This window comes from Pseudomonas pohangensis, assembly GCF_900105995.1.
Classification (GTDB): domain Bacteria; phylum Pseudomonadota; class Gammaproteobacteria; order Pseudomonadales; family Pseudomonadaceae; genus Aquipseudomonas; species Aquipseudomonas pohangensis.
Genome location: NZ_LT629785.1, coordinates 2,077,366 through 2,103,976 on the forward strand (window position 1 = coordinate 2,077,366; position 26,611 = coordinate 2,103,976).

General features: G+C 55.0%; 27 protein-coding genes. 15 read left to right on the forward strand and 12 right to left on the reverse strand.

The genetic code is table 11. From position 1 onward, the window contains the following. Window positions 1-9: 9 nt before the first annotated feature. From cmr4 to cmr6, 3 genes are read left to right on the forward strand one after another with little or no spacing between them, the layout of a single operon-like run. The gene (gene cmr4 / locus BLT89_RS09705) at window positions 10-900 is read left to right on the forward strand and encodes a type III-B CRISPR module RAMP protein Cmr4 (RefSeq protein ID WP_090194570.1); all 891 of its coding nucleotides are present in this window, start codon (window positions 10-12) and stop codon (window positions 898-900) included. A 37-nt stretch (window positions 901-937) separates the two neighbouring features. Then, window positions 938-1,309: a type III-B CRISPR module-associated protein Cmr5 gene (cmr5, locus tag BLT89_RS09710; protein ID WP_157718838.1), complete on the forward strand. Its 372-nt coding sequence runs from the start codon at window positions 938-940 to the stop codon at window positions 1,307-1,309. An 8-nt stretch (window positions 1,310-1,317) separates the two neighbouring features. Continuing rightward, window positions 1,318-2,421, forward strand: a complete 1,104-nt coding sequence (cmr6, locus tag BLT89_RS09715) for a type III-B CRISPR module RAMP protein Cmr6 (RefSeq protein WP_157718839.1) — start codon at window positions 1,318-1,320, stop codon at window positions 2,419-2,421. 724 nt (window positions 2,422-3,145) lie between these two features. Here the strand turns inward: cmr6 and BLT89_RS09720 are convergent. Together BLT89_RS09720 and csx16 are read right to left on the reverse strand one after the other, a co-directional pair. After that, window positions 3,146-3,967 (reverse strand): hypothetical protein, encoded by an 822-nt coding sequence (locus BLT89_RS09720; protein WP_090194573.1) that lies wholly within the window; start codon window positions 3,965-3,967, stop codon window positions 3,146-3,148. After that, window positions 3,964-4,260 (reverse strand): CRISPR-associated protein Csx16, encoded by a 297-nt coding sequence (csx16, locus tag BLT89_RS09725; protein ID WP_090194574.1) that lies wholly within the window; start codon window positions 4,258-4,260, stop codon window positions 3,964-3,966. The genes BLT89_RS09720 and csx16 overlap by 4 nt, the downstream gene beginning before the upstream one ends. Before the next feature lie 283 nt (window positions 4,261-4,543). Here csx16 and csm6 point away from each other — a divergent pair, with 283 nt between their 5' ends. The 8 genes from csm6 to BLT89_RS17845 all read left to right on the forward strand — a co-directional run bounded on the left by csm6 (window position 4,544) and on the right by BLT89_RS17845 (window position 14,662). Next, window positions 4,544-5,782: a CRISPR-associated ring nuclease Csm6 gene (gene csm6, locus BLT89_RS09730; protein ID WP_157718840.1), complete on the forward strand. Its 1,239-nt coding sequence runs from the start codon at window positions 4,544-4,546 to the stop codon at window positions 5,780-5,782. Window positions 5,783-5,886: 104 nt separating this feature from the next. After that, a complete protein-coding gene (locus BLT89_RS09735) occupies window positions 5,887-6,999 on the forward strand; it encodes a glycerophosphodiester phosphodiesterase (protein WP_090194577.1) in 1,113 nt (370 codons plus the stop codon). 5 nt (window positions 7,000-7,004) lie between these two features. Beyond that, the gene (locus BLT89_RS09740) at window positions 7,005-7,409 is read left to right on the forward strand and encodes a hypothetical protein (RefSeq protein ID WP_090194579.1); all 405 of its coding nucleotides are present in this window, start codon (window positions 7,005-7,007) and stop codon (window positions 7,407-7,409) included. Window positions 7,410-7,426: 17 nt separating this feature from the next. Continuing rightward, window positions 7,427-9,370, forward strand: coding sequence for a hypothetical protein (locus BLT89_RS09745; protein ID WP_090194581.1), 1,944 nt, complete (start codon window positions 7,427-7,429; stop codon window positions 9,368-9,370). 101 nt (window positions 9,371-9,471) lie between these two features. After that, entirely contained in the window at window positions 9,472-9,978 is a 507-nt protein-coding gene (locus BLT89_RS17645; RefSeq protein ID WP_172829126.1) for a hypothetical protein, read from the forward strand. 361 nt (window positions 9,979-10,339) lie between these two features. Next, the gene (locus BLT89_RS09750) at window positions 10,340-12,454 is read left to right on the forward strand and encodes a pre-toxin TG domain-containing protein (protein WP_157718842.1); all 2,115 of its coding nucleotides are present in this window, start codon (window positions 10,340-10,342) and stop codon (window positions 12,452-12,454) included. A gap of 357 nt (window positions 12,455-12,811) precedes the next feature. Beyond that, a complete protein-coding gene (locus BLT89_RS17840) occupies window positions 12,812-13,456 on the forward strand; it encodes a hypothetical protein (protein WP_197673499.1) in 645 nt (214 codons plus the stop codon). Window positions 13,457-13,465: 9 nt separating this feature from the next. Next, window positions 13,466-14,662: a DUF6088 family protein gene (locus tag BLT89_RS17845; protein ID WP_197673500.1), complete on the forward strand. Its 1,197-nt coding sequence runs from the start codon at window positions 13,466-13,468 to the stop codon at window positions 14,660-14,662. Window positions 14,663-14,730: 68 nt separating this feature from the next. On the opposite strand, the gene BLT89_RS09770 is transcribed toward BLT89_RS17845, so the two are convergent. Beyond that, the gene (locus BLT89_RS09770; protein WP_090194583.1) at window positions 14,731-15,375 is read right to left on the reverse strand and encodes a recombinase family protein; all 645 of its coding nucleotides are present in this window, start codon (window positions 15,373-15,375) and stop codon (window positions 14,731-14,733) included. 192 nt (window positions 15,376-15,567) lie between these two features. Here BLT89_RS09770 and BLT89_RS09775 point away from each other — a divergent pair, with 192 nt between their 5' ends. From BLT89_RS09775 to BLT89_RS09790, 4 genes are read left to right on the forward strand one after another with little or no spacing between them, the layout of a single operon-like run. Further along, window positions 15,568-16,302, forward strand: a complete 735-nt coding sequence (locus BLT89_RS09775; protein WP_090194585.1) for a metallophosphoesterase — start codon at window positions 15,568-15,570, stop codon at window positions 16,300-16,302. After that, window positions 16,302-16,706, forward strand: coding sequence for a hypothetical protein (locus BLT89_RS09780; RefSeq protein WP_090194586.1), 405 nt, complete (start codon window positions 16,302-16,304; stop codon window positions 16,704-16,706). The genes BLT89_RS09775 and BLT89_RS09780 overlap by 1 nt, the downstream gene beginning before the upstream one ends. After that, complete coding sequence (locus BLT89_RS09785) at window positions 16,703-16,909, forward strand: BPSL0761 family protein (protein ID WP_090194588.1); 207 nt, start codon at window positions 16,703-16,705, stop codon at window positions 16,907-16,909. Before BLT89_RS09780 ends, BLT89_RS09785 begins: the two co-directional genes overlap by 4 nt. Further along, window positions 16,906-17,130: a hypothetical protein gene (locus BLT89_RS09790; protein WP_090194590.1), complete on the forward strand. Its 225-nt coding sequence runs from the start codon at window positions 16,906-16,908 to the stop codon at window positions 17,128-17,130. Before BLT89_RS09785 ends, BLT89_RS09790 begins: the two co-directional genes overlap by 4 nt. Before the next feature lie 104 nt (window positions 17,131-17,234). Here the strand turns inward: BLT89_RS09790 and BLT89_RS09795 are convergent, their stop codons facing one another. From BLT89_RS09795 to BLT89_RS09835, 9 genes are all read right to left on the reverse strand, one after another. Then, entirely contained in the window at window positions 17,235-17,951 is a 717-nt protein-coding gene (locus BLT89_RS09795) for a hypothetical protein (protein ID WP_197673501.1), read from the reverse strand. Continuing rightward, window positions 17,948-18,616, reverse strand: coding sequence for an HAD domain-containing protein (locus BLT89_RS09800; protein WP_090194591.1), 669 nt, complete (start codon window positions 18,614-18,616; stop codon window positions 17,948-17,950). The genes BLT89_RS09795 and BLT89_RS09800 overlap by 4 nt, the downstream gene beginning before the upstream one ends. Further along, entirely contained in the window at window positions 18,617-19,168 is a 552-nt protein-coding gene (locus BLT89_RS17810; RefSeq protein ID WP_172829105.1) for a hypothetical protein, read from the reverse strand. Between the two features lie 5 nt (window positions 19,169-19,173). Beyond that, the gene (locus tag BLT89_RS09810; RefSeq protein ID WP_090194593.1) at window positions 19,174-19,353 is read right to left on the reverse strand and encodes a hypothetical protein; all 180 of its coding nucleotides are present in this window, start codon (window positions 19,351-19,353) and stop codon (window positions 19,174-19,176) included. Continuing rightward, on the reverse strand, window positions 19,346-20,251 hold the full coding sequence (locus tag BLT89_RS09815) for a 3'-5' exonuclease (protein WP_157718843.1): 906 nt from the start codon (window positions 20,249-20,251) through the stop codon (window positions 19,346-19,348). The genes BLT89_RS09810 and BLT89_RS09815 overlap by 8 nt, the downstream gene beginning before the upstream one ends. A 186-nt stretch (window positions 20,252-20,437) precedes the next feature. Next, the gene (locus BLT89_RS09820) at window positions 20,438-20,659 is read right to left on the reverse strand and encodes a hypothetical protein (RefSeq protein ID WP_090194596.1); all 222 of its coding nucleotides are present in this window, start codon (window positions 20,657-20,659) and stop codon (window positions 20,438-20,440) included. After that, complete coding sequence (locus tag BLT89_RS09825; RefSeq protein ID WP_090194597.1) at window positions 20,656-21,078, reverse strand: hypothetical protein; 423 nt, start codon at window positions 21,076-21,078, stop codon at window positions 20,656-20,658. Before BLT89_RS09825 ends, BLT89_RS09820 begins: the two co-directional genes overlap by 4 nt. Continuing rightward, the gene (locus BLT89_RS09830) at window positions 21,075-25,946 is read right to left on the reverse strand and encodes an AAA family ATPase (RefSeq protein ID WP_090194599.1); all 4,872 of its coding nucleotides are present in this window, start codon (window positions 25,944-25,946) and stop codon (window positions 21,075-21,077) included. Before BLT89_RS09830 ends, BLT89_RS09825 begins: the two co-directional genes overlap by 4 nt. 3 nt (window positions 25,947-25,949) lie before the next feature. Next, on the reverse strand, window positions 25,950-26,348 hold the full coding sequence (locus tag BLT89_RS09835; protein ID WP_090194601.1) for a hypothetical protein: 399 nt from the start codon (window positions 26,346-26,348) through the stop codon (window positions 25,950-25,952). Window positions 26,349-26,611 lie beyond the last annotated feature (263 nt).

Below are 26,611 nucleotides of genomic sequence, written 5' to 3' on the forward strand. Positions count from 1 at the left end.
GACTATTTCATGAGCAATCAATCTGCCTTGCTGATACTGACCACTGAAACGTCTCTGCATGCAGGCACGGGCCAATCGATCGCGGGTATCGACTTGCCGATCCAGCGCGAAGTACATACCAACTGGCCCTGCGTTTTTGGTTCGGCCGTCAAAGGCGCTCTGCGTGCCAAAGCCTTTCACGACAAGATGCCAACTGCCGATGTTACCGACCTGTTTGGCCCTGAACATGCCGCTGCGGCAGGCGAGCGCGACACCAGCCATGCCGGCGCCCTGCTGGTAGGTGACGCCCACCTGCTGCTACTGCCGGTACGCTCCCTGCAAAGCTGCTTCAAATGGGTAACCTGCCCCGCCGTCTTGCGCCGTGTCGGCCGCGATGCAAAGCGCTTGGGACTCACCACCCGCTTACCAGGTCTTCCGCCCTTAGAGCCACTTCAAGCGCTGGGTTCCAAGGACGAAACCGTGTTTCTCGAGGAGTTCCGTCTGGAGCAACAAAACAATCCTCGGGTAGAACAACTGGCAGGCCTGCTGGCACCCCTGACCGGCGGCGCACTGGACAAAGAAGAACTGCTCCAGCGACTGGTCGTCGTACATGACGACATCTTCAGCTTCCTGGCCAAAAATGCCACCTCCGTAAACGCCCATATCGCCATTGACGCCGCCACCAAAACGGTCAGGAACAGCGCCCTCTGGTACGAAGAAAGCCTGCCACCGGAAAGCGTGCTTTATGTGCCGCTGACGGCAACTGCCTCACGGCGCAAGGGCAGCAATCTTAGCGCAACAGAGGTGCTGGGAGTGTTTGCCCAGCAATTCCCCGAGGGCCGCAACTGGCTGCAACTAGGCGGCAATGAAACCACGGGTATGGGCTGGTGCCGGGTAGGCATCAACCAGGGAACTGTCTAAGGAGACGCGCATGAACACGGCAACAGTATTGCAGACCATGGACCAGCAGCGCGCCTGCTACGCACTGGACGAAATCGAAAAGCTGACTCAGCAAAAACCTGACTTTCAAGCCGAAATTCGCCGTCATGCAAACGGACTACCGGCGCTGATTCACATGAATGGCCTGGGGCAAGCGTTGGCTTTCTATCGTATGAAAGGACTGGATAGCAGCCACGGCAAGATTTACCAAATCGTGGGTAACTGGTTGTGTGGTGAAACAGCAGGCCGGGTCTTTGTAATGCAGAACGATGCACTCAAGGCCATCACAACAGCCGATATGTTCGCCTATATGGCCGCACAGAATGAAGCACTGGCATTGCTGGAATGGCTAAAGAAATTTTCCCTGGCCTTGCTGCAAAAAGCCGACTGAGGAGCACCATGCCACTACCACTCTACAAAGGGCTACACGCCTTGGACAAACCCCAAGGCCAGGAAAATATGGGCCTGTGGTTCGAGCGCTTTTATTCGGCCTATCCAGATGACTTTTCCAAAGTAGACGACCGTGCCAGAACCGCCTGGCTGAAGGATTGTGCGCGCAAGCAAATAGGTGACAGCGCGCGCCTTAAATCAAAGGCCTTGCAACTGCGCCTGTTGGCAAAAAGCCAAGGAGGCGATGCCCGCGTTTATTCCAGCACCGGGCAGTTTGTCAGCGGCTTGGGCAACCCGCATCCGCTGGAGAACGGCTTTCACTGGCATCCCACATTGGGCATGCCTTACATCCCGGGCAGCGCAGTCAAAGGACTACTGCGCGGGCTGATCGAAACCGCATATGCAGGTGATGACAAAGCGAACATTCTGCTGCGCTGGTTCGGCAGCGAAGACAAAAAGGACACGCCCGAACGTGCTGGACAATTCATCTTCATGGATGCCTTGCCTATCGAACCCTGTGACCTGCATACGGAAGTCATGACGCCACACATGGGCCAGTGGTATGCCAAAGGCCAGAAAACCCCACTGGCAGCCGACACCCAACCCGGTGACTGGCACGCCCCTGTGCCGATCGCTTACCTGGTCGCGCGCAAGCTCAAGTTGCAGTTCGTGATTATGCCGCGCTCCGGCAGCGACTCCACCGAACTGACGCAATTGTGGGAAGCACTTAGTGCAGCACTTCTCTGGCTGGGCGCCGGGGCCAAAACAGCCATTGGTTTTGGGCAGTTCAAACTGGATGAGGATGAAGAGCAGGCGCTGGCAGCAGCGGCCAGCATTCAAGAGCCGGCCAATATCCGCATTTTTGATTTGGATCGACTGTTGCGCGAGCTAGCAGAACAACTTTCAACATGCTCGGTGTCAGAGATTAAAGGTAAGGATAAAAGCAACCTGGCGTGGAAGTTAAAACTCACCGGGCACAAATTAAATGACATGACCCCACTGCAGAGGGCAGAAGCCAAACGCTTGGCTGGCCTGTGCATGGCCATCGAGGACAAGAAGATTCAAGCGCATATACGTGACTTTTTCAGCGAACTGCACGGCACTCACAACTAACCAACTGGTTGCGGTTTTGACATAACGCCACAGTGAGTGAACCAGCGGGCTGACCAAGCCGGTGCGTTACGTGCAAACATACTAGGCGAAAAATCAAACCGGACTAAAAAGCTCTGATGAGTAATGACCGAAAATTATTCTTCACTTCCGGCTCAGGCACCCACAAACCACCAAACAAAACTGTGCAAATTTCACTCAACATTATGTTCAAAAAACGATCAGCCTTTTTCACCTTTCAATCGACTGATTTACAAAGAGTTTTTTTCACACTAGAGTCCAAATGTCTGCCCCGCCTCATAGGGGATTAAGACGGCACAAATAGCAAAAATAGCAACGTAGTTAAGGTCCAAATGTCTGCCCCGCCTCATAGGGGATTAAGACTGACAGACCGATCATCAAAGCGATTGCATATTTCGTCCAAATGTCTGCCCCGCCTCATAGGGGATTAAGACAAAGCTGAGTACCGCTCGATTAGCTGGTTGATGGTCCAAACGTCTGCCGCACCACTTAGGCAAAGGCCTGCTTTTCACTTGTGTGACTCATCGTGCTAAAGACTGAGGCGATAGCCCACGGCTTCGCCGAGGGGCACGATTGGGCGGAAGGGCTTTGTTTGGTGACTGCGACAGGCCTTTAGCGAAAGGCTGCCCGAGAGTGGCGATGCACGTTGTTCGTGCAGTGGCGTTGGCTGGCTTAACGGTTAAGCCGGGACGCCCGGCGATACAAATCAGCTATCGGTCTTGACTGGCTTAACTTCGTAACTGAACTCCAGGACGCTGGGGTTCTGGCCTTCAAACTTGACGTATTGCAAGGCATACTCATTGTGCAGCGTGGCATAGGCCGCTGCCATGCTGTAGAGCTTGGGGCCACCGGTTGAGTCGATCATCACATCGTGCTCGGAATAACCATCCTTCTTAATCTGCCCCTCCAGCACACGGATGGTTTCGTAGTACTTAAACAAATTATTCAGGTCAGCTGCCTTGATCGATGTGCTGATAACCTGCACCCCCGGCATAAGCAGTTTCACCAAATCGCGAACATAAGCAAAGCGTTCCGCCGAGCCGCCGACACCGTCCGTCACCAGCAGGTAGCAGCGTTCAAGTTTTTGCCGGTGAGCCAGCAGGCCATGCAGCAAAGGAATACCGTTCCAGCGACTGGCACCCGCAAAAGCTGCCAGAATTTGCGCCTCCGACTGGCCGTCCAGGTCCGCAATGGCAGGCAGTTTGACCCCGACCCCCGCTACCGCATTTCCCTCTTTTTGATCTGCCCATTGCGACAACATGGCAATCAGCACATTGCGCGGGTTATCCACCAACTGCGGCTCCATCACCTGACCAATCTTTGGCCGCTGATAGTGGTACAACGCCAAGGTCGAACCTGCCAGCAGCAACACACCCAACCCGGCCGCCTTCAGGATTTCGTAATCAGGCAAGAAGGATGAGAACAGCAGGATCGGCGTCCCGTTCAGGCCATCGGTTACCCAGCCGGCAACGATCACCGCCAGCAGCGCACCAAATGCTGTAGCAAGATTGTTAAAAAAGCGTTTCACTGCAAAACCTCCTGCACTTCAAAACAAACCAGCCGTGCACCGTAGCGCCGCATGTCTTCGGCGGTGAGTTCCTGACCACGTGCCGATGCCGGCAACTCCAGGATCAGGTGCATGTAGCGCACACCGCGCAGGCCCAGTTCAGCCACCATGTGTACCGGCAAACTGCCATAGACCGTATCGCCAGCCTGTAATTGAGCTAGTTCAAGATGAGCCACCAAGCGATCCACCATATGCCCCTGTTCCGCCAACCAGTTGCACGCGCCCTGATGGCGACTGACAAACCATGTAGTCATCTTTGCTCTCCCTGTAGACGGCAGCGATTCTGCCGAAGTCGACTGCAGTCCGCCATCAAAACACGGCCAGGTAGCGGCCGCAGCGTAAACAAGCTTGTCATTCCTGTAACTCATGCCACTCGCTGTAAGCTCTACCTGAAGAATCACCTCCCACGCTGGTTTCAGGCCGACCAGCAGCTCGGCATAATGCCGCCAGTTGATATGCAAGGAGGGAATACTCGCCTGTAAATATTTCGTGGCTCGCATTCAAACCTTTCAGTACCACTCAGTATCAAGGATGACTATGAAACACGTTCTGCTCGCCACCACCGGTGAATCACCTCAGGTTGTAACCGAGACCCTGTTTGCTCTGCATCAGGAACATCAGCCTTGGCCGGACGCGCTCTATTTGATCACCACCTCCCGCGGGCAGAGCAAAGCACGCGAAGGATTGCTTGAGCGGGGGCATCTTGCGCGCTTGTGCGATGAGCTTGGTGTAAAGCAGCCGCTTTTCGACAACAGCCATATTCTGGTGGTGCCCGATGCCAATGGCGTGCCCGTGGATGACGCCCGCAGCCTGGAAGATCACGAAGCACTGGCCAACTTCATCATGACGCAGGTGCGCAACCTGACTGCGGACCCTCAACAAAGCGTGCATGCGTCACTGGCGGGCGGTCGCAAGACCATGACGTTTTATCTGGGCTACGCCATGAGCCTGCTGGGACGCCAGCAGGATCGGCTCAGCCACGTACTGGTCAGCAAGGGCTACGAAAGCCTGGCGGATTTCTGGTATCCCAGCCAGCAACAAGGGCAACTGCATGACCGGCAGGGAGCGCCTTTGTTGACTGCCGAAGGCAAGCCGCTGATCGCCAGTGCCGCCACTGTGACACTGGCTCCGATTCCCTTTGTGCGCCACCGCCAAAGCTTGCCGGCGATCCTGCCGCAAACCGGTGAGTCCGTGCACTTTCGCGACGTGGTGCGGTTGATCAACCTGGGCGAACAACCCGAAGCGTTACGGCTTCAGATTGACCTGGCCCAACAGTTGATCACGGTGAGCGACGAGGAAAGCGATCAGCGCTTCGAGTTCAAGCCCAGCCTCATTGGTTTAGCCTTCTACGCGATGATGGCCCGGGCTACCTGCGCCGAAGAGTCGGATCTCACACGCCCCTCAAAAAAACGGGCCGACACCGCCCTGCTGAAAGTCTTTCTCGATGAGCTAATGCCTTTGTGTGGTCTTCAATCATGCGCTGACTGGCAAACTGGATTGAAGCAGTTACTCGACTGGAGCGAACTGAAAGGGCAAGTGAAGGACAACACGATCGACGCGCTCAACGGCGGTATCCCGGACTACTGGTTTGATCAGCGCAAGAGCGAATTGCGCAAGCTGTTTGAGCAAAAGCTACCGCTAACAGTAAGCCGCTGGCTTTCACCGGAAATTATCTGGGCGGAAGACGGCGCCTTGCTGGAACAACCGGGCAGCACCAAGGGCGGTGGATATGGCATCCCCCTCGCCCGCAAGAATATCGAAATTATTAATTGTTAAAGCCACGAGGTCTTAATGTCAGTAACTGGCATTTAATGCGCTGGCGTTTTCAGTTGGCCTGCGGCTAAATACGCGTATAAGAAAAAATACAGAAAGGACTCTGCATGTATAGCGTCAGGATTGCGTTGGCAATTGCTGTTTTCACGATCTTTGCCGCCAACGCAACATGGGCTTTGCCTGGCCTGCCGGGAGATGCTTTGGAAGACAGAGCGCCTGAGCAGGCGGCACTGTCCGCACGTGGTTACTACCTCGGCCGCTTCGGCGTTATCCGCCGTCTTAATCAGCCACAAGCCCTTGGCTGCTTAAATGGCTTTGAAATCCAATCCCATCGCGGTTATCCAACCTTGCCCGAGAACGCTTTCAGCTCGGTGGTTGTCGCATTTGCTGCCAAGTTCAATGCGGTCGAGGTTGACGCAAGACAGCTCAGGGATGGGACCTGGGTGCTCAACCATGATGAGAGCACCCAGCGAACCATGCTGACCCGATCCAACAAAACCAAACTACGCAATATGGATCGCAGTGACTGGACGCAATCGACCCTGCGCAACCGCCTCGGCCAACAGGTCAACGAGCAGGCCGAAGATTTGGCAACCATCGCGTCCGGTGCTTTCCAGGCCCAATCGCCGGGTCAAACACTGAACATCGAGCTGAAGGACAATCGCGGCATTAACTGCCAGGATCTCGGCCAACTGAATGAAACAGCAACGCTATTTTTGAGCGCTGGCCAGGTGAGCTACTCCAGCATGAACGGGGTAAAACCCCTCGCGTGCATGCGCGAGCATAACCCCGAGGCTTACCTGGCGCTTATTCAGGGACCAAGCCGCAAAGCACTGGAAAAATGGGCAGCCGCCAATCACGGTGAAGAGCTCAGCAAACTCAATGGCAACCGCCGGCTCAGGGCTGCGGCGCAGATGGCTACCGAGGCCTTTGGCAGTTACAAGTACCCGAGTTGGAGTTCGACGGCAAAGCTTCAAGAACTGCGCCGGACTCTCGGAGGCAAAGTGGGGCTGCACGTTGAAATTAGCGATCTCAAGGCTGACCCTGGCCTTGTCGCTCGAGCCCATAGCGCGGGCGTAAAACTCATGACCTATACCCTGACCGACAACGACAGCCATCTGAACGACTTGCTGGCACTCAAATCCCGCGGGGCTATGCCAGATGGTGCCATTGTCGACTCGACCCCGATCAAAACCTGCAAGATGCTGGGACTGGAGTGATAGCCATGACGAAACCCTATCTGGCAGTCCTCGCCATCGCACTTGCAGCATATTCTCTGGGTGCGTGCTCAACCAATCCCTACTCACAACAATCCCTGCCCACGCAAAAGCCGGATGCAGAAGCAGTCCAAGCGCAGCTACAGGCGAGCGAAGCCGATGCGGCCATCATTCGGCAGCTTCCAGCAGATGCAGACATCGAGAATATGTCTGAACAGAGACGCCTGTTCCCACAACGCCTGTACCTGACCTGGAATGGTCAGCGCCGCGACCTGGAGGCGAAGCCTGTGACTGCAGCTAACTCGCAACCTGCAAGTAGCCAAGCGCCAACTTCGCCTGTACGCAAGCGGGCAACTACGACACAAGAGTCCATCACTCTGGACGAACTCCCACCTCCTATCGTTATCGAATAACTTCGGAAGTTGTTTTCATGGATAAGAAAACCAGCACTCTTTGGGCATGGATCTTTGGCGCGATCAGTCTCGTATACGTTGGTTATGAGTTCGCCTTCAACGCCGCCCTTCTCGACCTCGCCTCGTCCATAAATCAGGACGCCGGAGATATGGACAGCCTGGCTTTAACCGGCGAAACGCTCTCCGGTATCGGGCTGGCACTGGCCTTCATGGCCCTGCTCATGCGCTTTGGCCCTTTCGCAAGGCGGGGAGCCTTGTTTTCAACGATGCTGTTGGTATTAATTGCCACTCTGGCAACCGTTCCATTCATGCGCTGGGCTCAGCCAGCCTTGATTGACCATCTCATCGATGGCACCAACGCTGAACAACGTAGTCAGGCACTAGGCCTGAACCTGTTCAAGTTCGGTGTAGCAAATGGTGCTGTGCAGTTCGGAACTACAACACTTGGCGAGTCCCCTGCGGACAAGACCCTGTTGGCGTTGATCGGACCCATGGCGCAGGGTAACGAGAAAATTGACAGGATTCTCAAGGACAGCAGCCAGCAGATATTTGACCGGGTCGCCAAACAAGGCGGGAATGCAGCAGCTGAAAGACGCTGGAAGCAATACCAGCAAGTTCGTAATGACGTGGCCAGTCGCTACAACCAGTACCTCGATCAGGCCGAGCAATACGAGAGTGCGCTGCGTAAGGCCTCCGGCAAATCAGGAGAAATCCTCGACCAAATACGCAGAGGTGTGAATGCTGACTACACCACCCACCAAAATATGGTCACCAAATTCGAGTCGGACTATATGGCTCAAGAGGAAAAAGTGGCAAAACGGGTTCGGGACTTCAATGCCAATCCGAAGTACAACCGGGATATCTACGAGCGAGATCTAACGCGGATTTACGGCTTTGTTCCTGATTTCGAAGTGTTCGTCGGCACCAGGGCAGCTACCTTCTCTGACCCCGGAGTCAGGAAGGGCAACACCGTTCACTACAATCTGGGTGACCTCTTTGATCTCGTTGAAACAGCGGTCAGCGACAAGCAGATTCGCGAAATCACAGATCAATCCATTCACAATGGCCACATGCGTTTAATGGACCAAGCCTATACCAAGGTGTCCAACGGCATGCCGCGCGACATGAGCCTGAACGGCTTCATGCGTCAGCCACAGGTGTGTTCAAAGGCTCGTGCCAAGCTAGTTGCCAATAACATCAATGTGCCCGCTGGTTGGTGTCCGGATGACGAAAGAGCAGTTATGCAGTCAGTCGATAATAGCGCGCGAAACAAGGTTGAAAGAGAGTGGGAAGCAGGGACTAAGAAACGCTTTGGCCAGGTTGTTGGGCCAAACCTCACTGAGCAGCAGTTCAAGAACCTTAAGTCGGTCAAAGACTCCATCGGCCGAGCGCTTGTCGATGCGCCATGCACGAAAGGCAATGCCTACCACTCACCTGAGGTGTTCAAAGCTAATTGCATAACCCCTGAGTTAAACAAACGCCGGAACGAGATCCGCGATGCCTTCACCGCGCCAACGGAAGATCTGGCCGATGGTGGCCGTCTGGAGGACAAGGGGCGTCAAGCCGTTCGCTCCTTGGCAGTGCCCCCAGTTGCCATGGCCTTAAGCCTGTTCTTCTCGCTGTTGGCGTTGTTGAACTTAGGACTCAAGCTGATTTCAGGGTCTAAGATTGGCCGCCACTGGGTAATCAAGGCCATTTGCGTTGCCGCCCTGATCATTGCCCCCGCATTCATGTCGGTCGATAAATACGGCGCGATTGCAGATTTGATCTTTCCCAAAGACAGCAGCGTGGGCTCCGCCTTCAAGTGGGTGATCACCATGGAACCTGCTATTTACGGCGTAGGAATACAGCTCCCCGTTAACCTAAACAACGAGTTCCTACACATGGACTTCCAACAGACCCGAGACCTAGTCGAAAAGTCAGTTGATGCTGCGAAAGAACTCAACGGATCGGAAAGTTAAGGTGGCGATAAGTTAACCTCCCCCACATAGCCCTTGACTGAATTGCAACTCGAAATACCAAGAAAGCTGCTACATGCAGCAAACCAAAGCAGAGGTAAAACATGATTCGAAACGCACTATTAGCTGCAACAGCGGTATCACTTCTGATGGGATGCTCAGCCATGGATAGCATTCAAAGCGTTGCTATGACTGACTTGGGCGGGGAGTGGAAAGGTGATTACCAATGCCAACCACCGCGCTGGTTGCCACATCCATCTAAGGCCACTGTAACGTTCATTCCGGGAGCACTCCCCATGACATTCACTGGCCACGCTGAATACGTACTCACTGACTACAGAACGGGCAAAGAGCTAGGTGGGAATACGACATTCACCGGCAAGACTCAACTGGTCGGCAGCTTTGCACTTCAAAGTGAAACCTTCGTGAAGCGGTGGGGACCAAATTCGGATCCGAGCCGTCTCTCTGCGCCGTTAATGAAGGGCAGAATGGTGGACAAAAATACGATCGTTGTGGATATGTGCGATACGAAAATGACCCTGCACCGCACAGTTAATCCAACTGCAACTTTGTCATCGCAGGCGGCTAAATCTCCGTCAGCATACAACTGACAAAGTAGATCAAAGTGCAATACTTCGGTCGGGGGCTCGGCTGTGAAATAATCTGCGCCAAGGACGGCGCATTAGGGGTGCTAGATGCCAGACTCCGGGCGTAAGCGTCCGGCAACCACACCTCGCGCGATTACTGCGCAACCCACCTGTGCGGTAGTAGCGACGTCTCCCCGATTATGGTTACAGCAAGAGTGGGCCGAGCCATTGGCAAGGCGGATGAAATTCTTAAGATTCGTGGCGAGCATCCCCGACAAGACCAGAATCGGCTGTTGCATAATCAGTTGATCATGTAGATTTGATTGGCCTTCGCATGCTGTTCAAGGGAGCTGACGCGGAGGCATACAAATATAAGGGACTATTTATGAGCATTATGGGTTTCCAGCGCTCGCGCTTAATGCGGGCAACCTCGGTTATAACTCTGGCAGGATTCCTAGCCGGGTGTCTGCCAGGGACAGTTAAGCAAGACGGCACCAGCGCTGGTGGTTTGTCGGATGCTTTTAAAAGCGCTTTGGATGTAGCCAACTCTGCCACCGCATCAATTGGTGCTGCAGCTTCTTCCGTCGGTCTTGGCAACTATGTTGGCAAGAAAGGAATGGACAACCGGCAGTGGACTGCGCAAGACCAAGCTAGCGCGAATAAAGCCAAATCAATTTTTGATAACCTCTCAGCAATTACCGCAACGGTGGAGGTATACGATCCGCTAAAGCCCGGCGAGGAAGCTCGATACAAGAAAAAGATTTCTGAAGTCATGGCCAAGTACGGAAGCCAAAAAACTCTGACTCCAGAGCAATTGCTTGAAGTGACGGAAACCGTTCTTCCTGTACTGCGATTCATCGCAAAAAGTCGGATGTATCGAGAAGGTAAGGTGATAGCCGACAATCAAAACAAGCGCTCCACGAAAGGTACTACTGAGCAGGTTTGGGTGCCTGCTGGCGGCTCAGTCGAGTTGCTTGTTCAGACGTTCTGTAACGACCATAACTTACCGGGCCGTTCTCCCGGTGACACGTACACCATTCGGTCAATTGAAGCTTACCTGCCAGAGCAACTTATTCCGGCCTATACGGACGTTACTAGGTACTCAGCTGCGCACCCTGACAACTACTACAACACGCAATCCCTTGTTTGGTATTTCCGACACAACCCTTGTGAAGAAGCACGGCTAACAGGAGGCATGCGGACACTATTCAATAACGCTGTTCGGCCTGTCTCGTTGGCGGCAATGAATAGTTATTGCCAGATGGAAAACATTAAGAGCACTGGTGGCTCTATGGCGACGAACATCGCCAGCCAGTATGCCCCGATCGACCCATCGACGATGGCTAACTACCGGTCCATGTTTGCCCAAGCAAAGTCGCTTTCTGACAAGGCAACAATGCTGGCAAATGCAGATTATTCCAATTCAACCGATCTTCTGCAGCTGGCTGATATGGCAGGAATCGTCCCTCAATCAGCAAGTAGTGTTTTGAATAACCCATACTTGCGCGAGGCACGAAAATATACTGACTTGATCACGCCGAAAAACCCAAGCACGCCTGAAGAAAAAACTGTTGCGCAAGCGCTGAGTGTGCTTAACCAGATTGGTGATGACCTACCCAAAGCCGATGGCGGTATCCAGCCAAATGGTAATTACTCAATGCTGCCAAACGGGCTAGCGGCACAATCATCACTTTATGGCCCAGGATCAGGGAAGATTGTTATCAAAAACCCAACTGGCTCACCGCAGCCAGTCGATCCTTCTGGATGGATAGCAACAACCACATCTAGCGGAAACGGGAACTCTTACCACCCTACCCAGCGCCTCTCTGTCGGACCATACACGCCAGTTAGGACAACTGCACCCTCAGGCAGCAGCGCTTACACAAAAGCGCAAGAGGACCGAGCGAAGGACATGATTGCGTCTGAATTTGGTAAAACTGAGTGGTCGCTTGGTATACCTACCGACTCGACTAGTGATGAGCCCTGCACAGAGATCGGGAATGTAGAAGTTCCTTATCTGGAGATGGCAGTTATTCATGACGTACTTGAAGCAGTTCCAGTTTTGGGAAATGGACTTAGCCTTTACAACGCGGTTACTGGTCACGACTGGCTTACAGGGAAAAGCATTGATGCTGAAGAGCAGCTTGGGGCTGCAATTTCTGCAATTTCCCCGAGTGGAGGATTAGTAAAATTAATTGCCAAAATGGGTGGGCGACTCGGCGGAACTGCCGGCGCTTACAAAAAATACAACCAAGTTAAGGAAGCTAAGGAAACCTATGATGAAACGAAGGAGTTTCTTGATGCGGTTAGTCAGGAAGATCCATGCAAAAAACTCAGAGGCTTAGCTGGATTTGCAGGAACAATGGCTTGCAGTCATGGTTCAAAACGCCAGTGCGCAGGTGGGGCTGCACTCAAAGAAGCAATAAATGGGGGCATGGGCCAATCTAAAGTTGATCCTTCAAACAGCTTATTTATGCAGTTTAACAGTCTGCTTGATTGACGTTGCGAACAGGCAACCTTAATGCTAGCCGGCATGTTACGCAGTCATCTCCCATGCGGACATGCGAAGCAAGTTCGCCAGCGTGAAATGCCCTGCTTGCGCCGCTGCGGTGACTGGCGATTTTTGCCCGTCCTGCGGAGAGGCTGTCCTGGACGCATTGATTTTGCATGAGGACTCCTGAGCTGAACTGCTAAGAATTCCTTAGCAGTTGCATCCTGAAAAAAGTGTAAGAAAACCGAGCCTATTTCCCGAGGTCGAATAGCTAGGTGATGTGCGTGTATGCCTTGGTATTGCTAGATATAGCGACCATTTTTAGGCGCACTAAATGAGCAATCCCTGCACAACTCAGAGGCCGTCATGGCCAAGCTCACAGTTAAAGACAGAATGGCCCGATCTATCGCCTTGCGCAAAGGCGAGGCCGTCATGCGTGCAGACTTTGAGGCGCTGGGCAGTGCCAGCCAGATCAGCCGTGCCCTGAAGGAGCTGACCCTGGAGGGCAAGATCGTTCGCTTCAGTCGAGGCGCTTATGCCAAGGCGCGGCCGAGCATCCATTCGGGCAAGCCTTCTACCAGGGTATGCCTGGAAGAGCTTACCGTTGAGCTTTTCGAGAGGCTCGGCGAGCAGATCCGGGTTGGTCGCGCGGCGGCGGAATACGCCTCTGCCCGAACGACGCAAATCCCGGCCCGGTCTACGTTTAACACGGGCAAAAGGCGGATCTCCCGATCAATTGGCTTCGGCCGGAGGGATATTCGGTTTGATAACGACTACGGAAAAAATCGGTGCGAAGACGTGGGGCTCAGAATCGCCAGTTTGGAGATCAGGCCGCCGAGCAAAACTGCCATCAAGATCTGTCGTTGCCTCTACGAAATGCCCTATGGAGAGCGCTTTAGCCTTGATGATTTCCGAGGGCTCGGGCCGCAAGAACTGGTCGAGGAAACGCTGTCCAAGCTCGTCAAGGTTGACGCTATTCGGCGGGTTGGGCGTGGGGGTTTTTTGCGCTGATTTGGCGCATTGATCCAGCTGAAGTTTGTCAGAAAAACGTGTATCTTTTCTAACATGGGCAAGCCGACTAAAACCGCTGAACTGATCCGCAAGCGTATCCAGGAAATCCCGCCAGGAGAGCCTTTTACCCCTGATGAATTTTTGTCATTAGGCACGCGCGCGGCTGTCGATCAGACTCTATCGAGGCTCATCCAAACCCAGCAGATCATGCGCGTAGCGCGCGGGATCTATTGCCTTCCAGTCGATGGTCGGATTGGCCGATATGGATCGTCGGAAAAGAAGGTCGTCGATCTGATAGCTAAAGGCGAAACCCTTCAGGTTCACGGGGCGAGAGCTGCAAATATCATGGGGTTGAGCACTCAGGTTCCGATGAGTTCGATCTACTTGACGTCTGGGCGGTCGCGCACACTGTTGATCAGAAATAAAACGGTCGAATTCAGGCATGCCAGTTCGCGCAAACTGCTTCTTGCAGGGCGGCGGGCCGGGGTCGCCCTGACTGCCATGTGGTACTTAGGCAAGGCCGAAGTCACGCCAAGGCTCGTCGGTAAAATTCGGCGCAAGCTAGGCGCTGAAGAGTTTGAAGCACTGAAATCAGTGATCAACGACATGCCAGCCTGGATGCGGGCGGCCATGCTTGTAGATGAGCAGATTCACAAGAATGAACAGCGGCGGAAATTGCGAGAGTCCGGGTCAGAGTCGGGGAGCACGGTTGCGCCTATTCCACCGACCTCACTGTCGCCGCTTGTGTATATCGGGGGCCTTGCGGCGCTCAACTTGCCGTCGCCAACGGGAACCGGAGACTGGCATCTGGAAGAGACTTTTTTCAGCCAGAAGCCCCCTGCATCGCGCTCGTTCCTCTTTGGGGTTGGGTGCGAAACGGATACGACTTCGTTTTTCGAGGAGGAGGGTATTTGCGATGATTTCTACGACTGCACGGAAATTCTCGACAAGCTCTGCATCCCGCATGAAGGCGCGGTTGCTTACGCGGCGACCCATGCAAGGGCTGTCGCCGACCTCATTCTTGGTGCTGTATTGAGGGGGGAGTCTCCGGACTATGTGGTGCTCGACGACTGGATGCCGGGAACTTGGGATAAGGAGTGCGTGTACTTCTTGCTAGAAGAGGCCAGACCGCTTTTGACCGGCGCGCAAAAAGAGAAGCTTTGGGCGTGGGAGTGCAAAAACCCGTTCGACTACGGCAACGTATGACAAGATTCGTCGAACTCCTCCATTGCCGTCTTGTCAATTGCGCCGATTTCCAGCAGTGCCGTGGCCGATTAGTGGACCGATTCTAAAGCCGCACTTTTGAATTTCTTCGTATCCCGAATCTTCATAACTGTTGTCGTCGAACATTTTGCATGTCGCGCTGTAGCGCGAACGCCAAGGCCAGCGCCCAGCAGCTCACGCACCCGATTGTATAGATCCTCATCGACGGGTCGGCCTTTATATGCACCTTCAGCTTTTGCCTTCTTTATCCCTTGCGCCTGGCGCTCACGACGCTGTTCATAATCCTTGCGGGCAATGGCTGCCATCATTTCAACCAGCATCGAGTTGATCGCCGCCAGCATCCGGCCAGCGAACTCATCGCCCTTGGTACCGTTCATGCCCTGGTAACTGGTCGGCAGATCCAGCGCGACGATTCGCAGCCCCTTCGAGTCGATGGCCGCCTTGAGCTTTTGCCAGTCATCAGCGGGAAGTCGCGAAAGCCGGTCGATACTTTCGACCAGGAGAACGTCGCCCTTGCGGGCATCTTTCAGCAGGCGCAGCAGCTCGGGGCGATCGGCCCGCGCGCCGCTCTCGTTCTCGATGTAATCAGCAGCGATCTTGTGGCCATGCTCGACCGCGAACCGCTCCAGTGCGTCACTCGCCCTGGTAGCGTCTTGTTCTGCGGTACTGGCCCGCAGGTAAGCTCGTATGAACATCGGTATTGTTGCCCTGTATCAATTTGGGTGTGTTTCTATCAGCGTATCAGTTTAAGTATTTTTCATGCTGACGAGACGGGATTCAGAGGGCTCGTCGCTTTGTAACACTTTAGGTATACTTATATTGAAACGCTAAGCAAAAGAGCGCAAGATGGGGGTACGCTTTAAGAATTCCTCCGCGAGCCACAAAAAGTGCGTATCCACCTTCTTTCAGATCTGCACAACGAATTCAGCGCCTTCACTCCCGAGGTACTGGATGCTGACGTGGTTATCCTGGCGGGCGATATCGATCTGAAATCGCGTGGCGTTGTGTGGGCCGAGAAAGCGTTTTCGTGCCCGGTGCTCTACGTGCCTGGGAATCACGAGTTTTACGGTGGTCACCTGACGCGCACGCTTGAAGATCTTCGCAAAGCTCAGACCGATCGCGTCCGAGTGCTGGACCGAGAAGAGATCGCCATCGGTGGCGTCAGATTCCTCGGCGCGACGATGTGGACAGACTTCGCTGCGACAGGCAGTCCGCCAATCGCGGCCTTCACAGCCCAAGAAGGGCTCAACGACTTCAAGCTGATTCGCACTGATGGTCACCGGAAAATCAGGCCGGCAGACTTAGTAAAAGAATCCAGGAAGACCAGAGACTGGTTGCGCGCAAAGCTCGACGAGCCTTTTGACGGCCAGACGGTGGTTATTACTCATCATGCGCCCTCGCTGCGATCGCTTATCGATAGCCCTTATGACCGTAGCCACATGGACGCGGCGTTCGCGAATGCGTGGGACGACATGATGGGCGATCACGTCGCGTTGTGGGTGCATGGTCATTCGCACACTGCTGCTGATTTTGAGATCGAGGGAACTCGTGTGGTATGCAACCCACGCGGATATCCGGATGAAGAAACCGGATTCGATCCCCGCTGCGTGATCGAGGTGTAATGATGATCGACCAACAGAGAGGATCGATAAAGATGGCCAGATCAAACACCGACCAGGACGAATTCGCTGCTTTCGCGCTGGCTTATGAAGATGCGTATGAACGCAGCCGCGACCATCGGGAGGCGTTCGCCGCGACCTGTGCCTGGGCGATCAATCGCTGGAAAATGCCGGTGGCGTGCTGGGTATCGCACACAATGCTGGCTGAAAAGCGCCCGACCCATGCGCTATTGTTTCCACTGCCGTCAGGCTTGGGTTACGTCGGGCTTATCGTTGGCGGTCTAAGTCTGTTGTATGAGATGGACGTGATGTTTGATCCGGCAGTTCGTCGCCCTGGCTGGCGATTGATCAAGGGCGACGCAGTAGATGTCTATATCGATTGGGCCAAGCGGAGGCGGACACAATGACAACCCCGCTTGAGCGCACGCGCTCCGTGATTCAAACCAAAGATTTCTTGATGGCGCTGATCATGGATCTCGACTTGCCAAAAAAAGTGCGCGAAGACGCAAAGCATCTTTTGAGGCACTTCCCGGACAAGCACAATTTCGGCGACGATAACGAGGATTTTGCGTCCTACCGAACCCTTAAAAAAGAGCAGCCAGAACTATGAGATCCGCTAAAAAGCTCTGGGGCGAAGCCGCCCTAGACGACCTGATGCGAGAGGTCGCCATCGACGTTAAAGCGCGTGCTGCGGCTGCTAAGGATCGGCTGGCGAGCGATCCAGTCGAGCGCGCGCGCGTGCTGGATCTGTTGAGCCGGGACGGTTTTGGGCTGGACGAGAATCAAGAACTGCTGACGCCAGGCGATCTGATGCGATCGTATGAGCACTAGCTGAAATTCGGTAGTCCTGTATAAATATCCATGTGCAGAAATCCTCGAAAACGAGGAAACCCGTACATACCCCTTATCGGCGTTCGACGTACCTTATCGGGGATTTAGTGGCCCGGCTCAAATCCATCCGGCTTTTGATCCCAGTCCGCATTTTCTGGATTTTCAATATTGACCTTTTTGTACGGCTTACGCGGCCCGATCGGGGTTTCTAAAAGGCTCGCTTTCATGCGCTCCATCGCGGCGTCCCGTTCCGCGGGCGACATGGCTTCGATTTCTTCGATATGCCGCTGCTGATTTTCTTTTTTGAGCGCCTTCAGCTCTGCGAAAGTGGGTTCCGACATCGCGTTTTTCCGTTCCCACCAACGAACATTCTCTTGCTGATCTGCGGTTAGATACGGCATGGCCCTGGCTAATAGGTCGAACACCTGTTGCTTGTCACTGTCTCGCGGCATCCAGTCATCCAGGGTCACGAAACAGGGAGATAGCCCCCTCAATACTGCGTCAAGCACAAGGTCTGCCGTCGCTCTTGCGTGGCTCGCCGCGTAAGCAGTGGAGCTTTCGCTTAGGATGCCGAGGTCATCAAGCGTAGCGGTGCAATCGTAGATCCCCTCATCACCAAGAATCGATGTTGTGTCTGTTGGGTATCCAGCGCCAGAGATAAACGAACGCGATCGCCTTCCGCTTGGTCGCGGAATAAAGAATGTTTGTTCCATGTGCCAATCGCCTGTCCCTGTCGGTGACGGCAAATTGAGCGCAGCCATGCCGCCGATATAGACCAATGGAGACAACGACGTCGGCGGGATTGGTGTCGGCGCGCTCATCGTGACCCCAGCTCCGGCGGGTCTATTTGCGCGCCCCAGCGGGCCTTGGTTTCTTCTAGCGCCTGCTCAAGTGTGATCTCGCCAGCGATATACCGCCGCGCCTGATCTGCGCTCTCTGCGGACTGCCGGAGGCCTTCAAGCGCATTGGTCGCCCTGGCGTACTTCACCGCCTCTTCCCGTCGAGCCTTTCCGCATTCGCGTATCGCCGCCCTGGTGTCGTCATAGTCCAACCCGGCAAGGCCGGTTTGCGGGTCGCAATGCAGCAGGCGATGGCGCTGATCATCCGGCCAGCCGGCGTCGTCATCGTCCACGGCGATCCAGTCTTGGGTTTTGTTGCGCACAAGATAGGTTGCGATCTGCTGCCAGCGTGTGCGCTGCATCCATGGGATTGCGTCCGGGCCGGCCTCCATCGATGAGTGGTACGTCGCACCGATCACACGCGCCTGGACAGCTTCGGGAAGGCGTTTTTTGGCTCGTTTGAAATCCAGTTGCCGCACCCAGCTCGTACTCAAAACAATCTGGGGCTGCGGGCATTCAGCGAGCAGTTTTTCGAGGATCGGCGACCACATGAACAGCTCGCCCTCCCCGCGCAGTTCGATGCCGCGACGGGTTTTAAAGGCAGCATCAGGGTGCAACACGCCGTCGAAATCCAGAAACAGGATCATTTACGAACTCTCCCCAGCTTTTTCGGCGCCCAACTTCGATAGCGTTATTGTGCCGTTCGCCAGAACATTGAAGTCGAGGGTGTCGCCCGCTTGCCACCCCATTTCCGCCAGAAGATCCGGGGGTAGATACACTAAAAGATCGCCGTTTCCATCACCAGCATCCTGGCAAACCGCCAGCCACGATTTGGCCTTGATTTTCCCTCTGAGGTCATCAGTTCGCGTATCTACATGCTCGTCGCAACGAGTCCGGTGCCAACCCGCTGGCTGGCCGTTTTTCAGCCCTTCAAAGCGCAAAGAGCCCTGCTCGCCGCAAATTTCACATACCTGGGCAGAGCGCTTCTGGATCTCCTTGATCGTTTCGCTTTGCTCGGGCGTTGGTCTGCCCAACTCAATGCGCAGCAGGCCGGCATCTTCACGAATGGCGTGGATCGGTGAGCTGCCGATGACCACCATCGCTTCGCGCACGAGCGAGAGCCAGCCCTGGCCGGCATAGAGCCGGGCATCGAGCGCAAAACTCGCTGTTGGGAGGTCTTCTTTCTGGATATAGATCATTGCGATTACTCATATTTGATCAGGTCGAGCAGTTGTTCCATCGCGTCTTCGAGCCGTGATTTTTCGCGGCAATCACTGCCGCTTGACCAAAGGAACGAGGCCACTGCTTCGCGGGATTCGCATAGACGGATCAGGGCTTCGCGCTCACTTGTACTGAAGTGGTTGCCAATAGTTTGATCAGACATTTCTGACTCCTTGGATTTTTCTTTCTTTGTCCCACATGTCCAGAAACGTGATCCAGTCATGCGCGTAGGACGTGTCTTGTGACTGCTTTGTGGAGCCGATCGAGGCCGCCTGGAAACGCGCGCGCCACGGCTCAGGGATTTCGGTCTCGATGACGTGGGCGATCGTTGTGCCGCTCGCCGGGACGATTCTCACGCTTTCGCGTAGGTGCTTAGTGGTCAGCTCTGCCCCTTCCCCGATGGGTGATCTGCGGTCTTGGCCTTTGATCAGCGCGAGGGTTTTTAATGCTTCTTCACGCCGCCCTAGCATTGGGTCTTGCAGCGAACATAGCGCTTCGCGGCGCGCTCTTTCACGAGCCCATAGGTTCTCGCAAAGCTGAATATAGGTGGCGATGTAGGGCATCAGTTTCGCTGCATAGATCGCGTCAGGCAGTGCTCGATGCCTTGCGCCTTCTCGCTCGATTTCCGCGATTTCTAGCCCCTTTTTCAAACCGCAGGGCTTGCTGCCGTTAGCTAACGAAAACTCGTTTTTGAGGTTGCGGTGCGTCCAATCGCTAAGTGGGTTTTCGACCCTATGCTTGGCGCAGTCGATCTCAAGCGAGTGGAGGTCGGACACTCCCCAGCTCGCCCAAACAGTGCTTGGATACTTGGACGCGAATTCAGCCAGCTCTTGCATGGCTTGCGCGTATGTCAGGCCGGCGTCTACGTCGGACTGGCTGATGCCCGTGAGCCCAGTACAGAAGACGGAGATCGGGGTTTCGGTTTGCACTACCACTCTAAACGTGTCGAGCGCTTCGCCTTCCGGCGTTGCCCACGCAGCCCCGATTTCGATGATGTCGTCCGGATAGCCGGGCGGCCGGTCTTTTTCGCAGGTGTTCTCAAGATCGATGACGAGAATCATGTGTTGCTCCGTATCTCTACGCGAACCGCATGAAAACCTGCAGTTCGCGTCTACTTGATAATTCAGTGAGCCGATTAGTTGGTTTATTCGGCTCATTCGGTGAGCCGAATGATCGGCGTTCGACGTACCTTTTCGGTTTGTTGCAAATGGCATGGGAGTACCCATTACAAATGCAACAACGCTGTTTCAACGAAGGTATCCAAGCCGGCCGCGTATTAAAATGCAGGGCTTTCCACCCTTTTTGCTCTCTTGGTACTGGCCATCCCAGTCTTGGGCATGGCGGTAACGCTCCACGTTTTTTTGCTCGACGTGTTTGATGTGGTCATAACCGGTTTCGTAACCCTCCACCAAAACTTGCAGGTCGGACGGGTAGGCGCTTAACAGCTCGATTAGCTCGGCAGCGGTCATTGTGGAACCTCCAGTTTCAGGCCGTCGGCGCAGGCGCGGGCCAATGGCTCGGGGTTTTTCTCGATCGGTCCGATCAGTTCAACACGACCGGCGATTGTTTTAGATCCGTGGTCCCTAAGCCTATTGCGGATCTCGATGTGGGTGTCGGCGGGCAGCTCGTCGGTGGTGAAAACCGCCAAATGCCAGTCGGCTGCGCCCTCCCATGCTTTCTCGTCGGTGATCGGGCTAGGCACGACGTAGGCTGACTCGATCCTGATTACCTGGGCGACGATGGCTAAAGCCAACACGAAAGGCCCGGCCAGATCGTCGCCGAGGCTTGCTTTCGCTTCGGCCAGCTCACGCTCAAGGCGCTCGATTTTCGAGGCGCGCATTTGGTTTGAGAGGTGCTGGATTAGAGGTAAAGCGGTCGCTTCATTCACATGGATCTCCCTCGCGACTGCGTTGGCTCGTCTGGATCAGGTTCGGCTGCTGAATCCGCCGCCTTCCCTTTAGCCGGATTTTGATCTTGCTCTTCAGGCTTTTGAGCGTCTTGGGTTGGCTCGGCCTTTTTCTCGGCGTGGGCCGGCTCAGGCGCAGCCTGGGCGGCGAGCTGTTGGGATTTTTCGAGTTCGAGGGCTTCGCGGTTGAGGCGATTCAGCAAAAGGTTCATGTCTTCACCTTTTTGCAGGCCCACTTCGTCACGCAGATCGGTGATCTGTGCATCCGGGAACTGCTGCGCAAGGCGCTCATGCCGCTGAGCGGTGAGGTTGTCACCCGCTTGGTCTTGGTTGTAGAGCGTCGAGAATTTCTGAATGTTGTTGCGCTGAGCCAACGCGATAATGGCTTTCTCTGTGTTCTCGCCAGTTTGGACGGCAGTGCCGACGAACAGGATGGTTTGGCGCTCTTCTGGAGTGGCTAGCTGGTAGGCGCTGAGGGTGTCTACACCACCCTCACAGAAACGAATTTCAGTCGGGTTGGTGATGGTTTTGTTGGCGACGTAGACGCCTTTTTCGGTGTCTTTGGAGAAGCCCTTGGCCGACTCGCCACGGTACTCGTAACCGCATGCCTTTCCGTCAGCCCCTACATGCGAGAAAGTGGCTGAACCGTACCGGTTCGATTTCCATCGAGTTTCATCAAGCGTTTCAGCACTCAAGCCACGAGAGCGCAGATAGGCGTCGTTGCGCCCCATAAATTCAAGATCCCGCTTTGCTTTGGCAGTGCCTTGCTCGATACGCTCGGCCTTCTCTTTGGGCTGCTCAACCGATGGAGCCACCGTTTTCTGAAGCGCTACCGGAGTGGGTGCCGCCAAGTATTCACGCACGTCATCCTTGGCCACTTTGAAATCGCCCCCGTCGGTGAACTGCTTGAGCTTGAAGATGTCGCCGCCCTTGCCGGACTTGCGATCGCTCCACGCCCAATTCCCGTCTTTACCGGCATAGATATCGATCTTCGCCTCACCATGTCCACGCACAACGGTATGGCCTTTATATGAAGCCGTTTTATCAACCTCATACCCGAGATGCTGCGCATAGCCGACCAAATCGACGTTGCGTTTCATGCCGTCCGTTTCGCGCTGCGCACCGGCCTTGTCGATCGGGTACTTGCGTGGCTTATCGCTCACAGGCTTCTCCTGCTTCACTGCATCTGGATGAATCGACCGTCGCACTCCAGCAGAAGGCTGTCGATCAGCGAGTGCATTACCCGGCAATAAACCCTCACGTCCCATTCCTGAGTCTGGTGCCAGACTCCGTTCGGACAACCGTCGCATACCGTCTTGGGGCGGGAACCCAACAGGCCTTCCAAGGTTGGCGACGGTTTGGAACCGGGCTTCAGAGACGCGCGGGGTAATGTCGCGCTCGTAGGTGCCGAGACTTCCGGAAACTCTGGAATCTCCTGATCCGGCGGCAGCAGATCGTTCAGTTCGTCGGTTAACTCGCTCGCTTCGGGTGAGTGAGCCAGCGTGTCTGGTTTTCTCATGGTTGGCCTCCATCGGCTCTGGCATAAAGTATTTGGTGCGATTCACTAGCGGCGCGGCGCTTTGCATGCGATCAAGCAGGTTCGCTGAATGGCCGCGATTTTCAGGAGTGGGCAAGTAGGTGACCGTTGCCTTTTTAAGCTCAGTGTCCTGCACCGCCGGAATCGGCGGGGCTGGATTCAGCGCAACTGCAACGGCTCTGCCGTCGTCAGGCAGCTCAAATTTCGGGTCGCACAACTGATCTTCGGTGACGATGGTTTTGCCAAGAGCTTTGGCACGCTCAATATCGTCAGGGGCATTGGGGATTACCTGAATTTTGCGATCTGGACTCTCAGGCTCAGGGGTTTGCCCTGGCATCTGGAAGCGCTCTCCACCTTTACTCAGGCGACCTTCCACGGTCACGGCTTGAGCGGTGAGCACCAATTTTTGATTGGTTTGCGCGGCAGCTTCGATGCTTTGGCGCATGGCCGGCATGAGAGAGAGGGCTGTTTCCTTCTCACTGAATCGCTCGACCCCTTTTTTAATCTCTGCCCAGCGGGTTTCGTTGGCGTAGACAAAGCCGCCCTCCCGGCCTCGCGTGTAGGCAACATAGAGCGCCCGCATGTGGGTCATATCGGAGGGTAGGTAGTAGCTTCGATCTACCGTCATGCCCTGGCATTTAGTTGTGGTCATGGCCCAGCCGTGCTGGATCGCCTGGTATTCGCTATTACGAATCCGGGCCGTCTCGCCGTCGTCGCGGCGGATCATCAACTCAATGTCGCGCACTTCCTTTTCGTCGATGATTTCGACGATTTCACGCACACTCAATACAGTGCCAAGGTCGCCGTTGCTGACGGGCAACTTCTCGGCATCCTTGGCGTTTTTACGCAGCAGCAGCCGATCACCTGGGGTAACACTGAGCGCGCGCGCGTAACCCTGCAGGTCAACGGTTTCGATCTCGATCTGCTTTTCAGGGTCAAGCGAGCCGTCAGCGATAAGCTTATCTCGAAACTTATCGTTGAGACTGCCCACCTGGGCGTTGGTGTCAGCCAGAATCAGTAGGTCTTCCCAACCCTTGCGGGCCGTCTGTGCATCAGCAAGGGCTGCTTTAACCAGCTCGTCGGCTTCGTTTACGTCCTCGCGAAAAATCCGGATCTGGTCTTTGCTCTCCATAGCCTTTAGCGCTTGGGGGATTTTCCCTTCATAAAGCGCCTGGGCGACGGGCTTGAATTCTTCTTTCTGGCGAGCGATCGACTCGATGCGTGCCAAGTTGCCGCCCATGGCGTCGGACAAAAGGCCGAACATGGGCGCGGTGCCCACCGATTCCATCTGGCGGCGGTCGCCAACCATCACCAGCTTGGCCTGGCGGTCCTGGCAGACGCTTACGAGCGCATGGAGGGTAAAGGTGTCCAAGGTGCCAGCTTCGTCGCAAACGATTACGTCACATGGCTGAACCAGATTTTGAGGGTTGAAGCGCTCGCCCTTGGCTTGCGCCTCGGCGGCTTTCTCGTGATTCATTAGCAGGCTGTGAACGGTGCGCGACTTAATGCCCGTGGATTTCTCAAGCTCGCTGGCCTGCTTGTTTTGAGGCGCTACGCCGATGCAGCGGTGCCCTTTGGCAGCAAAGGCTTCGCCAAATGCCCGGAATACCGGTGCTAGCGTTGCGGACTTACCTACGCCCGCCGCGCCTTGCAGGAAGTTGTACTGACCGTTACCAGTGAGTTTGAAAGCCGCCTCGCGCTGCTCGTCGGTCAACCGGAAACGTCGATCCTCCGGCTTCTGTGTCGCCTGCTTTTCCAGCTCATAGCGTTGGATGATGCTTTCGACTAGCTCAGGGTTGATCGCCCAGCGCTCGTTCTCCATGCCGGCAACTGCGGCTTTTAAGCAGTCGGATTCGATGCGGATCATTTCGCCGGTCGTGTACTTCTTCCCGCCACGCACCAGTTCGCCGTTTTCGTCGAAACGTGGCGGGATCTCGACAATGCAAAGTTGCTTGATAAGGGCTTCGCGGGTTAAAGCGATCTGCTCGATGCCGCCTTTTCCAATGGTGAGCTGAGCGGCCACGAAATCAAGGTGATGGTCGCTGATAACGCTGCTGCCCTTAAACAGCATTTCCTGGACTTGCAGGATGGTTGGCATGGTCAGCTCTTGGGTGCTGCTTTGAACCAACTCGATCTCGCCGATTTCATCTCGCCAATGGTCGAAGATGTCTTCACCAACTTCTTCCTGCTTTGAGCTTCGCCCGCGAACTGCGATGGCTTCGGTGGCGGCGGCGCCGTCCATCCCAAGCTCGACCGCTTTTGCCGTGATCCCTTGGCCGCGCTTTGAGGAGCCAAGAACTCGCTCTCGACTGATCGTGCCTTCGTTTAGCTTCAGGCCATGCCCGGCATGATCTACCTCAAGCGCTGCTGCAAGGTGTGGTAGACGCTGCTGAAGCTTGGATGCCAGCGCCACATCTACGACTGCGCCAAACTCTTTCTGCCGCTTGTATAGCTCGCCGCCATCCAGCGTTCGCATCGCTCCACCGGGCAAGCGAACCACGTTGGGCCGCTCTCGGTGGACGTGAAGCTGTGGATCTGGCCTTTCATGGCCTTTTTCAACGCGAGAGGTGCAGTGCAGGTACTCAAGCACCATGCCCTCGCCTGCCACGAACTCGCTACCGCCAGCGCCTAATCGCCCGCCAACATAGCCGCGTGCTTGCTCGTAATTACCAGCGTCTGTTACGGCCTGCAGCAATGCTTCTTGGATGATGACCCGCTCTTGCTCAGGCGCTGTGGCCCAGTACATGCTCAAGCTTTTCTGGAGCGATACGCAGCTTGAGTGGCCAAGTACCTGCTCCTTTTTATCTCCAACATCAGCTTCAGCCAATGTCAGACGAATTGACTCAACACCCTCCCCCGAATTTTTAGCTTCTCGTTTTGCCGCCTTTTCGATTTCTGCTTTCGCAATATCGTTCTCAATGGCATCAGAGCGCGTTTTTTCTAGGTAAATCTCTGAGGTGCGCGGGTTAATGCCGCGATACAGCGCCATATAGTCGCCGGGCTGAGGCTCACTTCCCAAGCCAAGGCGTTCGGCCAGTGGGCCGCTGATCTGGCTATCCAGGGTGTCAGCACCCATTTTGAAAAAGTAATCCTCCCGGCCCGACTTCGCCTCATCCTCCAAATCGCCCAGGGCAACTGCAAGCAAGGCGTCCGCTTGGGCGATTTCCTCGGTCAATACGGACACATCTTCGCCCAGCGCAATGCGCTGCTCTTGCAGCGCACGCATCTCGCCCAGCTTCTTCTCATAGTAAGAAGCTCGCTCAGCAAAGTTGCGGGCAGTGGTCTTAGATCCCGCGAATCCGTAATGGCTCACTACTTACCCCTCTTGCTCGGCAATCATTCGGTCGATGACCGAATTCACAACGCCCTGCAAAATTTGCGGGCGGCTTTCAAACGCCTGTGGAATTGCCACTTGAAGAACATCGATCAAAAGCGGTCCCAGAAGGCGGGAAAAACTGGTTGCGAGCTGGCCCGAGATCGCGGCAACAACCGCACCATCAAGCAGCACAGGAACCGGTTTATTAGCGTCCCGGCGCCACGCCTGCGCCTGGGCAAAGGCAGCCAGTTCCTCCGGCGCGCGCAGCTCAAGAAGGGTGTCCAGCACCCGCCCTGGGGCCACGCCAAAGCCCTCAGCAAGAGCGTCTAAATCCGCAACGCGGCGGTCAGTCGTTATTACCTGGGAGGACGTTTTGCCTCGTTTTTTAGGTGCGGTCACCTTCTACACCTCTGCGAATAATTCTCAATTGGAGCGGATCTGATCAACCACTCCACCCTTCTTAAAACCGACTATGAAATTTTTCATAGTCAAACAAAACAGCTACAGACCAAGTGCTTCAAGGCTTCTGCGTAACGCGACAGCACCCGAAGAGTGCAGGAGTGTTAGCTATCTTTACTGGAAAGATACAATCATTTATTTTTTGTTTATGCAAGTTCAAATCAAAAACACTTGTTTGCAACTAATTTAGAGCGCAAGGACTG

Excerpts from the sequence above, each read along its gene's own strand:
- cmr4 (WP_090194570.1), top strand. The coding sequence starts at position 10 with ATGAGCAATCAATCTGCCTTGCTGATACTGACCACTGAAACGTCTCTG.
- cmr5 (WP_157718838.1), top strand. The coding sequence starts at position 938 with ATGGACCAGCAGCGCGCCTGCTACGCACTGGACGAAATCGAAAAGCTG.
- cmr6 (WP_157718839.1), top strand. The coding sequence starts at position 1,318 with ATGCCACTACCACTCTACAAAGGGCTACACGCCTTGGACAAACCCCAA.
- csx16 (WP_090194574.1), bottom strand. The coding sequence starts at position 4,260 with ATGACTACATGGTTTGTCAGTCGCCATCAGGGCGCGTGCAACTGGTTG.
- csm6 (WP_157718840.1), top strand. The coding sequence starts at position 4,544 with ATGAAACACGTTCTGCTCGCCACCACCGGTGAATCACCTCAGGTTGTA.
- BLT89_RS09735 (WP_090194577.1), top strand. The coding sequence starts at position 5,887 with ATGTATAGCGTCAGGATTGCGTTGGCAATTGCTGTTTTCACGATCTTT.
- BLT89_RS09740 (WP_090194579.1), top strand. The coding sequence starts at position 7,005 with ATGACGAAACCCTATCTGGCAGTCCTCGCCATCGCACTTGCAGCATAT.
- BLT89_RS09745 (WP_090194581.1), top strand. The coding sequence starts at position 7,427 with ATGGATAAGAAAACCAGCACTCTTTGGGCATGGATCTTTGGCGCGATC.
- BLT89_RS17645 (WP_172829126.1), top strand. The coding sequence starts at position 9,472 with ATGATTCGAAACGCACTATTAGCTGCAACAGCGGTATCACTTCTGATG.
- BLT89_RS09750 (WP_157718842.1), top strand. The coding sequence starts at position 10,340 with ATGAGCATTATGGGTTTCCAGCGCTCGCGCTTAATGCGGGCAACCTCG.
- BLT89_RS17840 (WP_197673499.1), top strand. The coding sequence starts at position 12,812 with ATGGCCAAGCTCACAGTTAAAGACAGAATGGCCCGATCTATCGCCTTG.
- BLT89_RS09770 (WP_090194583.1), bottom strand. The coding sequence starts at position 15,375 with ATGTTCATACGAGCTTACCTGCGGGCCAGTACCGCAGAACAAGACGCT.
- BLT89_RS09780 (WP_090194586.1), top strand. The coding sequence starts at position 16,302 with ATGATGATCGACCAACAGAGAGGATCGATAAAGATGGCCAGATCAAAC.
- BLT89_RS09785 (WP_090194588.1), top strand. The coding sequence starts at position 16,703 with ATGACAACCCCGCTTGAGCGCACGCGCTCCGTGATTCAAACCAAAGAT.
- BLT89_RS09790 (WP_090194590.1), top strand. The coding sequence starts at position 16,906 with ATGAGATCCGCTAAAAAGCTCTGGGGCGAAGCCGCCCTAGACGACCTG.
- BLT89_RS09795 (WP_197673501.1), bottom strand. The coding sequence starts at position 17,951 with ATGAGCGCGCCGACACCAATCCCGCCGACGTCGTTGTCTCCATTGGTC.
- BLT89_RS09800 (WP_090194591.1), bottom strand. The coding sequence starts at position 18,616 with ATGATCCTGTTTCTGGATTTCGACGGCGTGTTGCACCCTGATGCTGCC.
- BLT89_RS17810 (WP_172829105.1), bottom strand. The coding sequence starts at position 19,168 with ATGATCTATATCCAGAAAGAAGACCTCCCAACAGCGAGTTTTGCGCTC.
- BLT89_RS09810 (WP_090194593.1), bottom strand. The coding sequence starts at position 19,353 with ATGTCTGATCAAACTATTGGCAACCACTTCAGTACAAGTGAGCGCGAA.
- BLT89_RS09815 (WP_157718843.1), bottom strand. The coding sequence starts at position 20,251 with ATGATTCTCGTCATCGATCTTGAGAACACCTGCGAAAAAGACCGGCCG.
- BLT89_RS09820 (WP_090194596.1), bottom strand. The coding sequence starts at position 20,659 with ATGACCGCTGCCGAGCTAATCGAGCTGTTAAGCGCCTACCCGTCCGAC.